At 37.0% G+C, this 13,029-nt stretch carries 18 protein-coding genes; 14 read left to right on the plus strand and 4 right to left on the minus strand.

All coding sequences use genetic code 11. The annotated features are described in order from the left end of the window. The 3 genes from ACVWXS_RS03040 (at nucleotide 1) to ACVWXS_RS03050 (ending at nucleotide 3,488) form a co-directional block, all read left to right on the plus strand. Nucleotides 1–909, plus strand: coding sequence for an RluA family pseudouridine synthase (locus ACVWXS_RS03040; protein ID WP_456955950.1), 909 nt, complete (start codon nucleotides 1–3; stop codon nucleotides 907–909). Between the two features lie 748 nt (nucleotides 910–1,657). Further along, nucleotides 1,658–3,034: a magnesium transporter gene (mgtE, locus tag ACVWXS_RS03045; protein ID WP_223552874.1), complete on the plus strand. Its 1,377-nt coding sequence runs from the start codon at nucleotides 1,658–1,660 to the stop codon at nucleotides 3,032–3,034. A gap of 52 nt (nucleotides 3,035–3,086) precedes the next feature. Continuing rightward, nucleotides 3,087–3,488, plus strand: a complete 402-nt coding sequence (locus tag ACVWXS_RS03050) for a hypothetical protein (protein ID WP_456955952.1) — start codon at nucleotides 3,087–3,089, stop codon at nucleotides 3,486–3,488. A 64-nt stretch (nucleotides 3,489–3,552) separates the two neighbouring features. Here ACVWXS_RS03050 and ACVWXS_RS03055 read toward each other — a convergent pair whose 3' ends face one another. Beyond that, entirely contained in the window at nucleotides 3,553–4,077 is a 525-nt protein-coding gene (locus ACVWXS_RS03055) for a CotY/CotZ family spore coat protein (RefSeq protein WP_368636968.1), read from the minus strand. 141 nt (nucleotides 4,078–4,218) lie between these two features. Here ACVWXS_RS03055 and ACVWXS_RS03060 point away from each other — a divergent pair, with 141 nt between their 5' ends. The 6 genes from ACVWXS_RS03060 to ACVWXS_RS03085 all read left to right on the plus strand — a co-directional run bounded on the left by ACVWXS_RS03060 (nucleotide 4,219) and on the right by ACVWXS_RS03085 (nucleotide 7,107). After that, the gene (locus ACVWXS_RS03060) at nucleotides 4,219–4,623 is read left to right on the plus strand and encodes a hypothetical protein (protein ID WP_368636967.1); all 405 of its coding nucleotides are present in this window, start codon (nucleotides 4,219–4,221) and stop codon (nucleotides 4,621–4,623) included. Beyond that, entirely contained in the window at nucleotides 4,624–5,079 is a 456-nt protein-coding gene (gene spoVAC, locus ACVWXS_RS03065) for a stage V sporulation protein AC (protein WP_368636966.1), read from the plus strand. It abuts the gene before it with no gap. Further along, on the plus strand, nucleotides 5,073–6,068 hold the full coding sequence (locus ACVWXS_RS03070) for a stage V sporulation protein AD (protein WP_456955955.1): 996 nt from the start codon (nucleotides 5,073–5,075) through the stop codon (nucleotides 6,066–6,068). Before spoVAC ends, ACVWXS_RS03070 begins: the two co-directional genes overlap by 7 nt. A 16-nt stretch (nucleotides 6,069–6,084) precedes the next feature. Then, nucleotides 6,085–6,444, plus strand: coding sequence for a stage V sporulation protein AE (gene spoVAE, locus ACVWXS_RS03075; protein WP_374967608.1), 360 nt, complete (start codon nucleotides 6,085–6,087; stop codon nucleotides 6,442–6,444). 64 nt (nucleotides 6,445–6,508) lie between these two features. Beyond that, a complete protein-coding gene (locus ACVWXS_RS03080) occupies nucleotides 6,509–6,685 on the plus strand; it encodes a YjcZ family sporulation protein (protein WP_423470713.1) in 177 nt (58 codons plus the stop codon). Between the two features lie 173 nt (nucleotides 6,686–6,858). Further along, entirely contained in the window at nucleotides 6,859–7,107 is a 249-nt protein-coding gene (locus ACVWXS_RS03085; RefSeq protein WP_374963722.1) for a stage VI sporulation protein F, read from the plus strand. A gap of 122 nt (nucleotides 7,108–7,229) precedes the next feature. Here ACVWXS_RS03085 and ACVWXS_RS03090 read toward each other — a convergent pair whose 3' ends face one another. The 3 genes from ACVWXS_RS03090 to ACVWXS_RS03100 form a co-directional block, all read right to left on the minus strand. Beyond that, nucleotides 7,230–7,658, minus strand: coding sequence for a GNAT family N-acetyltransferase (locus ACVWXS_RS03090; protein ID WP_456955958.1), 429 nt, complete (start codon nucleotides 7,656–7,658; stop codon nucleotides 7,230–7,232). Nucleotides 7,659–7,661: 3 nt separating this feature from the next. After that, nucleotides 7,662–8,177, minus strand: coding sequence for a YjcG family protein (locus ACVWXS_RS03095; RefSeq protein WP_456955960.1), 516 nt, complete (start codon nucleotides 8,175–8,177; stop codon nucleotides 7,662–7,664). Nucleotides 8,178–8,259: 82 nt separating this feature from the next. After that, a complete protein-coding gene (locus tag ACVWXS_RS03100) occupies nucleotides 8,260–8,979 on the minus strand; it encodes an alpha/beta hydrolase (protein ID WP_427497386.1) in 720 nt (239 codons plus the stop codon). Nucleotides 8,980–9,090: 111 nt separating this feature from the next. On the opposite strand from ACVWXS_RS03100, the gene ACVWXS_RS03105 reads away from it, so the two are divergent. The 5 genes from ACVWXS_RS03105 to ACVWXS_RS03125 all read left to right on the plus strand — a co-directional run bounded on the left by ACVWXS_RS03105 (nucleotide 9,091) and on the right by ACVWXS_RS03125 (nucleotide 12,684). Continuing rightward, the gene (locus tag ACVWXS_RS03105; RefSeq protein ID WP_068983429.1) at nucleotides 9,091–9,672 is read left to right on the plus strand and encodes a phosphatidylglycerophosphatase A family protein; all 582 of its coding nucleotides are present in this window, start codon (nucleotides 9,091–9,093) and stop codon (nucleotides 9,670–9,672) included. A 941-nt stretch (nucleotides 9,673–10,613) separates the two neighbouring features. After that, nucleotides 10,614–10,766: a hypothetical protein gene (locus ACVWXS_RS03110; RefSeq protein WP_456955963.1), complete on the plus strand. Its 153-nt coding sequence runs from the start codon at nucleotides 10,614–10,616 to the stop codon at nucleotides 10,764–10,766. Between the two features lie 74 nt (nucleotides 10,767–10,840). Further along, a complete protein-coding gene (locus ACVWXS_RS03115; RefSeq protein WP_456955965.1) occupies nucleotides 10,841–11,647 on the plus strand; it encodes a thermonuclease family protein in 807 nt (268 codons plus the stop codon). Between the two features lie 345 nt (nucleotides 11,648–11,992). Further along, nucleotides 11,993–12,160, plus strand: coding sequence for a hypothetical protein (locus ACVWXS_RS03120; RefSeq protein ID WP_456955967.1), 168 nt, complete (start codon nucleotides 11,993–11,995; stop codon nucleotides 12,158–12,160). 146 nt (nucleotides 12,161–12,306) lie between these two features. After that, entirely contained in the window at nucleotides 12,307–12,684 is a 378-nt protein-coding gene (locus ACVWXS_RS03125) for an enoyl-CoA hydratase (protein WP_456955969.1), read from the plus strand. Nucleotides 12,685–13,029: the final 345 nt, after the last annotated feature.

Below are 13,029 nucleotides of genomic sequence, written 5' to 3' on the forward strand. Positions count from 1 at the left end.
ATGGATACAAGGTTTACACTGCATTTTATAGCAGAAAAGGAAGGTCAACTACTAAGGGAAGCCTTAACTGAATGGCGAATCTCCAAGCGAGCTTTAACAGCTATTAAATTTGATGGAGGTTTATTGACAGTGAATGATGTCGAACGCAATGTTAGACATCCTCTTCACGTTGGGGATCGAGTTGAAGTGAAATTCCCTCCAGAAGAAAAAAGTGAAGGACTTGCTGTTGAACATGGTGAACTCGCTATTACTTTTGAAGATGAAGCTATTTTAGTGCTTAATAAGCCAGCGCATCAGAGTACGATCCCTTCGAGAGAGCATCCAACACTTAGCGTAGCTAATCTAGTGTGTGGTCATTTTCAGAAGCAAGGTCTAGCGTCTACTGCCCATATCGTCACGAGACTTGATCGTGATACTTCTGGCTTATTATGCATCGCTAAACATGCTCATATCCACCATTTAACGGGGCTTGCACAGCGTAATGGAGAAATTTCTCGACAATATGAAGCAATTGTGCATGGACATGTAGCTCAAGATATACAATCAATCATTGCTCCTATTGGACGCAAAGAGACGAGTATTATTGAGCGAGAGGTACGTGAAGACGGTCAATTTGCGCATACCGATGTGACAGTTTTAAGACACTTTTATTTACATGATGAACCGATGACACATATACAACTAAAGTTACACACAGGGCGTACACATCAAATTCGTGTGCATATGGCTTATGTGGGACATCCACTTGTTGGAGATGCACTTTATGGTGGAAGTCGCGACCATATCAATAGACAAGCCCTACATTGTGTATCTTTAAAGATGCTCCACCCCTTAACAGGTGAGTGTTTACACTTCACAAGTGACTTAAACGAAGATATGCAGCAATTACTGAATGACTCCTTAGCTTAAAGTATAGATTTTATTTTTTAAAAACTATACTATGACGAAGACTATCTAAACAGTCTTTAGTTCACTAATTGTGAAAACTAATTTATATATTTAAGGAGATGTTCGCACAAACGGGCATCTCCTTCTATCATTTTTTATCTCTAGTAAGAAAGTTTTCTTAGCAGCACGGTAACAGAAAAGAAAGTGATTGTAGGGTATAGTAAAGTAGAGGGTTTTTTAGGTACATTACCATAACGTGGGGTTGATTTCCGTTCCGACTGGGCGCTTTGCCGCTGACGCTTCGCTTTCGCGCAGAGCAGAGCTTCCTGGGGGCGTCCGATGAGCCGCTTCGCTTCGCTGCAGGGTCTCGGGCCTACACGATGTTGGTCACGAAGGCGTTATCACAGGACGTGATGCTCTTAGCCTTCGTTCCTCTTGCGCTGATCCCCAAGGAGTCGCCCAGTCTCCACTCCAATCAACTCATTTACATGGCATACGTTATAATAAATTTCTTCTCCAACTTTTGGTTATTAGCCATTTTTTATTCAGCAAAGGTGGAAAATAGAAATATTCATACGCAGATTTATCCAATTAGATTGTGGCAATGTCGCAGGTTATTAGGAATTAAAAAAAGGGTTTGCAGAAAAGGTACAATACACTCTATTATATAAAAGGTAGATTTACGGCATTGTCCGTATCAATGATTTAACTTATTTCAGCAAATGTTTTCTGTACCGAAAGCATTGATTCTCGAAAGGAGGGGACAAGCATGATAGAGGAAAGAAATGAAAAGGATGATGTGCAATTCGACGAGGCACGTTTGCGAGAAATGCTCGAAGCACATGATATTGACGCATTCCGCGATGAGTTTTTAGAGCTTCATCCGTATGATCAGGCAACGTTTTATGAGAAGGTGGAACCTGATATAAGGAAGATCATCTATTCGTTCTTGTCTCCGACGGAAATGGCTGATATTTTTGAGGCAATCGAAATAGATGATGATGAGTACACAGCGTACCTAGCTGAGATGGCTCCGTCATATGGTGCAGAAATGCTTTCTCATATGTATGCAGATGATGCAGCAGACGTTTTAAATGAGTTGGATACAGAGCAACGTGAAAGCTATTTAGGCATGATGGATGAGGAAACAGCTGAAGAAATTAATGAACTATTAAGCTACGATGAATATACTGCCGGTTCCATCATGACGACAGAATATGTAGCGATCCCAGAAAATTCTACTGTGCGTTCAGCAATGGCGATTTTACGAAAAGAGGCGCCGGATGCCGAAACAATTTATTATATTTTTGTCGTTGACGAAGCACATCGATTAACAGGCGTTATTTCACTTCGCGATTTAATTATTGCTGATGAAGATACACTTATACGTTCAATTATGAATGAACGTGTTGTGATGGTGCATGCAGGGGATGACCAAGAAGAGGTTGCTCAAATTATGAAGGACTATAATTTCTTAGCAACTCCAGTTATCGACGATAAGGGAGAATTACTAGGGATTATCACAGTCGACGATATTATTGATGTTATTGATGAGGAAGCATCGGAGGATTACTCTAAATTAGCGGGTATTTCCGATATGGATAAATTTGATACGACTTCGTTACAAGCAGCTAAAAAACGCTTACCATGGCTTGTCATATTACTATTTTTAGGAATGTTAACAGCAAATTTGATGGGGCAGTTTGAAGCAACGTTAGAACAAGTAGCGTTACTTGCGGTGTTTATCCCTCTTATTTCAGGTACTTCTGGGAATAGTGGAACTCAGGCACTAGCGGTAGCTATTCGAGGAATTGCGACAGGAGACGTCGAGGATCATAGTAAGCTCAAATTACTACTACGTGAAGCAGGAACAGGCTTAATGTCTGGAATTGTTTGTGGGCTGATTGTTATCGGCATCGTCTATATTTGGAAACAAGAGCTTATTCTTGGAATGCTGGTAGGTGCAGCGCTATGTGGTTCTATTTTAGTGGCTACAGTTGCAGGTTCTTTTATCCCACTGCTTATGCATCGCTTGAAAATTGATCCGGCTGTTGCATCAGGTCCATTTATTACAACATTAAATGATATTACAAGTATTTTAATTTATTTAGGTTTAGCGACAGTTTTTTTAAGTCAGATAGGCTAAGAACCAAATCCCTTTCTTTTGCATATTGTAAGAAAAAAGGGAAGTGAGTAATGTGGATCGAGAGCCACGCTTGTTTATAAAATCACCACAATATTTTCTAAATATCTCTAAGGTGCTACATGAACTTGATTTGAGTGAAAGTACATCAGTGTATGTAAAGGACGGCTATTTCAATGAACAAAAAATGGAAGAAAAAGAAGAAGTGGTAGAGGAATTACTAATAGATCCGTATTTACTAAAGCAACTTCAATTTTTAGAAAAGCCGTTTCGACAAAAAGCCTATCAACCGTTAGTAATATCTTTGAAAGATGGTAGGAAATTACACGGTAATGCATCGGATGTACAGACTGATTCATTGATGCTTACTTCTTTAGAATTAAAGACACAAGAGATTATCTATTTTGAGGATATAGCGCACATATTATGGCGAGGCAAACAATTACCTACCTTATGAAAAAAGTGTACAGCAGAGGATGCTGTACACTTTTTTTATGTGTAGTGTGTCAAAGGAGAAAAGATTAGTTACAAATCCCTAAGTCAACATCAGCAATACATTGTACAGCGCAGAAACATGATAAATCTACAGTGATACAGCTCTCAGTTGGATTCCAATCATCTACTTTACATATTTTTTTCATGTTGACACAGCAACCATCACGACTTAATAGGTCTACTGTACTTTCACTAGAGTCAAATGAACATAAAGGCTCTAAAACACGCAAAGTAGCGCAGCACTCATCAAACATATCTTCTACACGGAAAAATACTGATGTACATATACATGGATCTGCTGTTGGAGAATTAAAGAATGCTTTGAAAGGAGTACCATCTTTGGTAATTAACATGAATACACGTGTATCTGCATGAGAGCGTGAAGGACTTACAATGCCTCCAAGTGGTTCTAAGAAACAGTTAGCTGTACATGGTTGACATTCTTCTCTCACCGCTTGATTTTGAATGTCTAAAATAGCGCGTACTACGTCACAAACGCAGCCTGCTGAATGGATTGGTCCAATAGGATTTGTTGGCTTGCCACAACCCATATTGTCACCTCCTTTCCTCGTTACTACTTATACAATATGTACCCATGAAAAATGGACACGGGCTTTCGCCTTTCGTATATCTTGTTAGGTGAATAGTTTTTTTATCTAAGGAGAAACTGTAAAGAAAAGGAGGGTAAAACCTTGAGGCTATTAGGAATAATGTTACCTCTATTAGTTAGTATGTCGCTTTTAAGTGGTTGCAATGAGAAAGAAAAATTTATTGTCTACGGTTCACCGGAAAATGAAGAGGAAGTTGAAGCCATTTTAAAAGAACATGACTTTGTTGATAAAACAACGGTTATCCAATATGACGATAGTATGCTTGTAGCAGTTCAAATTAAACCATGGGATAAGTGGAAAAAGGCTAAATTTGAGAAAAAGTTGCAAAAGGAATTTGATGAAAAATATCCAAACAAAGACGTTTTGGTCTCAGCTGATTATAAAATATTTTATGAAGCCAATAAAATAAAAAAGGATAAAATTGAAGATAATAAACTGAGCGATAAAATTAAGGAATTGAAAGAGCTTGCAAAGGAGGAGTCATAAATGGAGAAAGAGCAATATAAAAAACTAGAACAAAATGTCACACCGAAGCCACCCTACTTAAAGAATGTTGCAAAGGCTTTTTTTGTAGGAGGTCTTATTTGTACAATCGGACAAGCTGTTTCACTTTTTTATATGATTTTCTTTAACTTTACGGAAGCGACAGCAGGAAATCCGACAGTTGCAACAATGGTGTTTTTCGCCATGATTTTAACGGGCTTTGGTTTATATAAGAGAATCGGTCAATTTGCTGGAGCTGGATCGGCTGTACCTGTTACAGGGTTTGGGAATGCTGTGATTTCAGCTGCCATTGAACATAGATCTGAAGGATTAGTGCTTGGTGTTGGTGGAAATTTATTTAAATTAGCGGGGTCAGTTGTATTATTTGGTGTTGTATCTGCTTTTTTTGTTGGCCTTATTAAATATATTCTTGTGGCGATAGGAGTGGTTTCATGGTAATTGTCTTTCAATCGAAACCGTCCTTACTAGCGGGTGGTGTGGTAGCAGGCCCGCTAGAGAAACGTAGTATATTTAGTCGATATTTTGATGCGACTTATGATGACGAGCGTTGGGAAATGAAAACAAATGAACAGGGTCATCGAAAAATGGTTGAAGAGGCTTGTGAATTTGCCATGAAAAAAGCTGGCGTGAAAAATTCGGACATTGATTACTTTATGGGTGGGGATTTAGTCAATCAAATGACACCGACCAATTTTGCAGCTAGAGATTTAGCTATTCCTTTTATTGGATTGTTCTCTGCGTGTGCTACCTCTGTTTCTTCAGTAATCGTTGCGAGCCTTTTAACAGAAGTAGGTGCCGCAAATTTCTCGCTAGCTGGTGCATCTAGTCAACACAATGCAGTTGAACGACAATTCCGCTATCCAGTCGATTATGGCTCGCAAAAACCTCAAACTGCTCAATGGACGGTAACAGCTGCTGGTTATGCGCTAATTGGGAAGCATCATGAGGAATATCCTTCTATTGAAGCAGCAACAGTTGGAAAATCAATTGATTATGGTATGGATGACCCGTTTCATATGGGTGCAGCAATGGCACCAGCTGCTTTTCAAACGATTCAATCACATTTAGAGCAGCGTAATCAAAAAATATACAATTATGATTTAATTTTAACCGGTGATTTAGGTCAACTTGGCTTGAAACTTCTAAAAGGAATGCTTGTTGAAAGTGGCGTAAAGAATGAGGAGTTAACACTTTTACGTGATGCAGGTGCTGAATTTTATGGACAGGATGAATCATTCCAATCTGGTGCAAGTGGTGCAGGCTGTTCGGCAGCAATTTTTTTTAGTTATGTGATCCAACAAATGCGAGCAGGTACCTATAAGCGAGTACTTCTTGTAGCAACAGGAGCATTACTGTCCCCGCTTTCGTTTCAACAGGGTGAAACAATTCCATGTACGGCACATGCAATTGAAATTACAATGAAATGAGGTAAAAGCTATGGTTATGTCATTTGTATTTGCATTTATTGTAGGAGGCATTATTTGTGTTATAGGTCAATTATTAATGGATGTTGGTAAATTAACACCCGGACATACATTGAGTACGCTAGTCGTAGTGGGAGCAATTTTAGACGGGATGGGCTTGTATGAACCTCTAATTGATTTTGCAGGTGCTGGTGCAACAGTACCTATTACATCTTTTGGCAATTCATTAACGCATGGTGCAATGGCTGAGGCAGAGAAACACGGTCTTGTAGGCGTGTTGAGTGGAATGTTTGAAGTAACAAGTGCAGGAATCAGTGCTGCTATAGTGTTTGGCTTTATCGGAGCTTTAATTTTTAAACCAAAAGGAAATATTGACTAGACGAATACCCCACCCATTTCTACAACGAAACATATTATAGGTTGTAGAAGGGAGGGGTATTTTTATGGGATATCAAGGCTGGTGCGCACAACAGTATGGAGGAAATATGGGTAGTTATAACGCTAGTTATTGTGGAGGCGATTACTACGGCGGCTATTGTGGTCATGGCAATAGCTCAACATTTGTCCTAATTGTTGTCCTATTCATTCTTCTAATTATTGTCGGCGCTACTTTCATGTAATTTAACATCGCAGACGCAATAATTGATTAAATGTGACAGTAGATAAAAGGCTTTAGCTTTTCTTCAGAGTTCCCATTATCTGAATAAAGTTTAAAGCCTTCACTCATTGTTAAATGTTTTGTATGAAAACAACGGTGGAAAAAAATAAAATTTTAACTGATAGGAGGGGGAACATGCACCGCGGGTTTTTTAATTCAATTGAACAAAAAACTGGGGTATCAATGGAGGAAATCTTTGCATTAGCAAATGCAATTCAACATGCAGATTTCACAAATGAAAAACAAGTAAGAAAAATTGTACGACGTGTAAGTAAGATATCCAAAAGACAAATTACGCAAGAGCTTGAGGATAAAATAGTACAATCTATTATTCAAGATGGTGATTCATTAGATTTCGATAAAATTACTAAAATGATGAAATAGTATGATATATCCACTATGCAAAGCAATATCAAAAAGGTTGGTTAAATGGATGTTCATTTATCATTCAACTTTTACAAAAAGGGTGTTACGATATGCATCAGCATTTTCGTAACACCCATTTGTTAAATGTTCTTTTCCATAGCACGATGTGGGATACCTGCGTCCATAAACTCAGGAGATGTTACCGAATAGCCAAGCTTTTCATAAAAAGGAATAGCATAGCTTTGTGCATGGAGTTTTAGTTTTTTCTTATGAATTGAAATGGCATGCTTCTCCATTTCCTTCATTATTAAAGCACCTAGTTTTTTGCCACGCTGGTCTTGTAAAATACAGACACGTTCAATTTTTGCAGCATCGTTTTCAATACTACGCAAACGTGCGGCACCTACTGGCTCATTACCTTCATACATAATGAAATGCGTTGCGGATGCATCCTCAGCATCGCATTCTAGATGAAGCGGCACACCTTGCTCTTCTACAAAAACTTTTTTGCGGACTGTAATCGCATCATCATGTTCTTTTGTCGTTTCAACAATCTTAACTTTATACAAGTTTTACTCAGCCCCAGTCAATCGGAATGTTTCAAAAGTTGTCCAAGAGCCGTCTTCTAATTGATATAAAAGATGGATGCGATCAATCGTATCTTTTTCGTCAACGCCTGTCATACGTAATTGCCCAAAGATGTCATCGTGCTCTGAGGCTGTCATTTTTTGAGCAATTGTAATATGTGGGACAAAAACATGTTTAGTTTCCCCAAACGGAATTTTTTCTTTTAGTGCATACTGAAATGCTTCTAATTGTTCTGTCGGATCAATGCGGAAATAGATTGCATTTGTTGTAGGGAAAAACGAACTTATGCGTGATGCATGAATGTTTAAGGGTGCATATTTGGCAGCAAGTTCATCTAATTGCTTTACGACAGAGTTAATATCTTCATCTGTTGCTTCAAAGCTGTCTTTTAATGTCATATGCGGTGTGATTTTCGCATAATGCGGATCATAACGTTTGCGATAAGTGTTAGCTAAATCTTGCAATTTTTTTGATGGAAATGCCACAATACCGTACTTCATAGTCCATTACCTCCCGAAAATAAACAAATTTACTATTAAAGTATAACAGAAATTTCTCTTTTCGTAATTTGAATCGCCCAAATTAATTGAAATTTTCAATTAATGCGCGACGTAAATCAGGTTTCCAATATTTCCATGTATGATTGCCGTCAAACTCATCATAAAATGTAGAAAATCCTTTGCTTAACATAAGGTTATGCAATTGACGATTCGGTGTTAAAAAATCCTTTATTGTTTTGTCCATTGTCACCACTTGGTCTTCTTTTTTTCCGACAATATGATAAATAGAAATTGTTCCTGGATCTTTAAAATTTTCAACAGCTTTAAGCACATCTTCGTCGACATATGGTGACTGTAAAATGGCTTTACCAAAAATACTTGGATATTTTAAAGCAGCCATTAAGGAAGCAGTTGCAGCCATGGAGTCACCTATCACTCCGCGGCTCATGCCCATTTGGTAAGTTGCAAATTCAGCATCTAAATATGGCACAAGCTCATGTGCTAAAAAACGCAGATAAGCTTCATGTTGCTCTCCACTAGGGATATATTTGTGACGTCGATCCTTTATATCTTTATATGGAACGAACGCGATAATTAAATTTTCGATTTCATAGTCATCGATAAGTTCATCAGCAAGTTTTGTGATTCCTCCAAGTTGGAAATAATCCTTACCATCTGATGCAATTAAAATATTATATTTATATAGTGGGGAATAATTTGCAGGGACATAAATATATAACTGTAATTCCTCCTGCAACGCTTCACTATAGAACTTTAAATCCTGTACAGTTCCCTTATCCAATGATGACACTCCTTCATGTGTTTGTAACAAAATTGTACCATATACGAAAGTAAAGGTATAATAGGTTAGGCTAGCACTTTATTAGCAAAAAAAACGAAATGAGGGTTGGTTATGCATAATAAAAGTACTCGCATACATTCTGATGAAGTAGCGAAGGCAGCCCAAGCTGCACTCATTCGTCGCGGTGTATCGCTAGAGGATATTGCTAAAATAGTTTATGAAATGCAAAAAACCTATAATGAAGGCTTAACATTAGAACACTGTGTTCATTCTGTCGAGCGTGTATTACGTAAGCGTGAAGTTCAACATGCTTTATTAGTAGGTATTGAATTAGATGAACTTGCAGAGAAAAAGTTATTATCTGCACCATTACAGCAAATAATAGAATCTGACGAGGGTTTATTTGGTGTGGATGAAACAATCGCACTTGGATCTGTTTTTACATATGGTAGCATAGCAGTTACAACTTTCGGACACTTAGACAAGCAAAAAATCGGTATTATTAAAAAGTTAGATACAGAACCTGGACATCATGTAAATACGTTTTTAGATGATTTAGTTGGCAGTATCGCAGCTTCTGCCGCATCACGTATTGCACATCGTATGCGTGACTTGGAAGAAGAGGGCGAGACATTTGCTGATATTGAGCCAGAAGAGCTAGGACCAAAACCAAAATCACATAATGAGATTTAACAAAGTCTTTACTATATAAAACAGAGCCTCCTCATTAACTTTAGTGGCTCTGTTTTTAGTATGCTTAGACAATTGTTTTGTATACTCACACACGGAATCTTTATACGTAATCGTTAAAATTAGATCCGATGATAGAAAAGCAAAAATATATGGAAGCAGCAAATATACAAACACGTTATGAGATAGTAAATAGTCAGCCAGTTGAAGTATCCAAAAATCATTGAGTTGTTTGCACCTACATAGCTTGAATGTAGTAGCCTGATATTTTACAATAGAAACAAACATCTTGAAACTCTTTAGGACTTTTGATTAGTTAAAAATACTGTTAGAAAGCTTCTTTAAAGTGTAATAAGGATGAAAAGTTGTAAGGGAACTATTTTAGCCATATCTTGATTAATTATATTTGTATGAAGGTGTACATTTTAACTAATGTAGAATAATGATGTACCAAGTTGTGATGTGTAAATATAGCTTAATTATATAGTTATTATGATCTTCGGTTTTTGAAACTGAAGTTTTTTTTATGATTAGGGTAATACGCTAATCACTATTGAAAAATTCTTCAGAAAAAAACAAATCAAATTCATTGTGATATTAGTGGACTTTATTGATAATAGATTTAAATAAAGTAGTAAGAAGAGAGGTACTGAAAATGAGTGACAAAGATATTAAGACGTTAATCACTAGCGGAACAATTATTTTTGCTGTTGTGTTGTATTTAATATTCAGATAAATTTTTAGGTCTTCAGTTTATCATTTAACTGGGGATTTTTGATTTTATGAAAAGGTAGGATCAGAAAGTGGCAAACTAAAATGTTTGAAGTACTAAAGGTATCAGATTGGTTTATTACGGAGCCATTGTCTAACTTGGAATCGTAGAGGCTCATCACCAAAAGTTGTGGGTTACATTTGTTAAGACGTATGCCTTGTATATAAGTTGATTGGAGTGGAGACTGGGCGACTCCTTGGGGATCAGCGTCACAAATGAGACCCTGGAGCGAGCAACGCGAGTGAAGCGGCTCATCGGACGCCCCCAGGAAAGCGCCCAGTCGGAACGGAAATCAACCACACGTTATGGTGATGAGCCATCGTAGAATTTAAATTCAAGAAAATGATACATAAGGAAAATAAATAATATATTTTATCTTTAAGAAAGTAGGATACTGATTTGAAAAAATTCTATTTGGCTTTGTTCTTTTCTACATTGCTTATAAGTGGATGTACGGAAGAAACTAGCACAGATATTATTGAAACTGAAGATATACAAGGAATTGTAGCTTCAACAAAGGAAACTGCTGAAAAGCACGATGTGAGTAAATTTGAAGAATACGAACTACAAGATATAATTGACGGCGACACAATAAGAATAAAATATAATGGTAGCCCAGAAAAAGTACGTTTTCTTCTTGTAGATACCCCTGAAACTAATCACGAAACGTTAGGAGAGCAACCTTATGGGCCAGAAGCTAAAGAATTTACAAAGCAGCTACTAGCTGGTCAAGATACGGTTTATTTAGAATTCGACGTTTCATATCGTGATAAATATAAAAGGTTACTAGCATATGTTTATACTAAAGATGGTATTAGCGTTCAAGAGCAACTATTGAAAAATGGATTAGCTCGCGTGGCATATATTTATGATCCAAATACGAAGCATGTAGATTGGTTTAAATCGATTCAAAAAACTGCGCAAAAATCTGCTATTGGTATTTGGTCAGTTGAAGACTATGTAACAAATCGTGGTTATGATAAAGATGCATATTATGCTGCAACAAAAGATAATTCTAAAACAGAAAATGACGAATCTAATACGGCTAATAAAAACAGTTGTGTAATTAAAGGTAATATTAATTCAAAAGGTAATAAAATTTACCATATGCCTGGACAACGTGATTATGACAATACAGTAGCAGAAGAAGTGTTCTGTACTGAAGAAGAAGCCGAAGCTGCTGGGTTTATTCCAGCTACAAGATAAGATGGATGGACCTTTTAATAGTAAGTGATTTTTTTCTTAGATGATATAAGAATTATTAAAATAAAGCTGCATTATTTGTAAGTAGGTTTATTAGACTAGTGTATAGCTGACTTCGAATAGAAAAATGGAGAAATTGAGTTCGCTTAATTCCTCCATTTTTTATTTAAGCAAATTATTGTAATTTGTAGTTTTGTAAAAAATTCCTGTTCAGATGAAGCTGGAAGACTATTATCAGTTCTCGTTGGACAAATAACACAAGGGGAAATTCTTGAGGTTGGAACTGGTATTGGTGTAGGGAGTTCTTGGATACTTTCTTCCATTGTTCCAACAGTAAAATTTATTACGGTGGATAATTCAAAAGAAAAAATTGAAGCTATTGCGGATCATATTAGACATAACCAAGCGGAATTTATTTGTGGGGATTGGAAAGAGATTATTGCAAAAGGTCCTTCTCAATCTATTTTTGCAGATGCAGCACTTCATGGATGGTTAACGGAGTGCTTTACTTCATAATGGGTAGAGCCTTTTTCTTCATAAATGAAGGGAAAGGTTAGTTGAAGAAGGGTTTTTGGACTTTTCGTGGAATATATTACCTTAAAAAGTCTGGTATTGATGTAATCTTCACATCGTGATTAACCAGACAGTGGGAGGAGTTTAAAATGTCATTAAAAGCAGGAGATATAATTACGTTTGAACGAACTTTTACAGTAAGGGATGTTGAATTATTTACTGAGATTTCAGGGGATGCAGGGATCCATCACATAACCCCAGATGAACAAGGAAGACTTGTCATTCAAGGATTATTAACGGCAACTCTGCCAACAAAAATAGCTGGAGATAATAACGTACTGGCTCGTAGTACGAGTTTTGAGTTTTTAAGACCTGTTTTTACAGGTGATACAATAGTTTGTATAGTTAAAATTGAGAAATACGAAAGGCAAGAAAATAATAGAACAGTGTTTGTTGCATCCTTTTTATGTAAAAATGAGAATGAAAAAGAAGTATTGAAAGGAGATGTATCAGGCGTAATTCTTTAAACTTTAGTAACTGGAGCAATATCGAAATCTACGGGACAGCATTCCTGTAATAACTAAAAAGAGTTAATATATGTAAAAGCAGATAGTTTGTGAATAAATGAACTTAAACTATCGGGGGCGATTGTTCGTGCGACACGTTCCTGGCTCAAATGAGTTGTGGTTAACACAATCTCGGTAAAGGTCAGGCAATCTATGATTTAAATTGAAGGATATTATCGAGGAGTCGAATGATGAGGTAACGCTCAGAAAGGCTCCCCCTGCATCGAATAGCACGCTATTTAGTAAGGAAAAGCGTGTTATAAGCTCGGTTAATAGGCGTAAGAATTTACCGTAACAGTTCGGCTG

Source organism: Lysinibacillus sp. TE18511 (genome assembly GCF_054062295.1).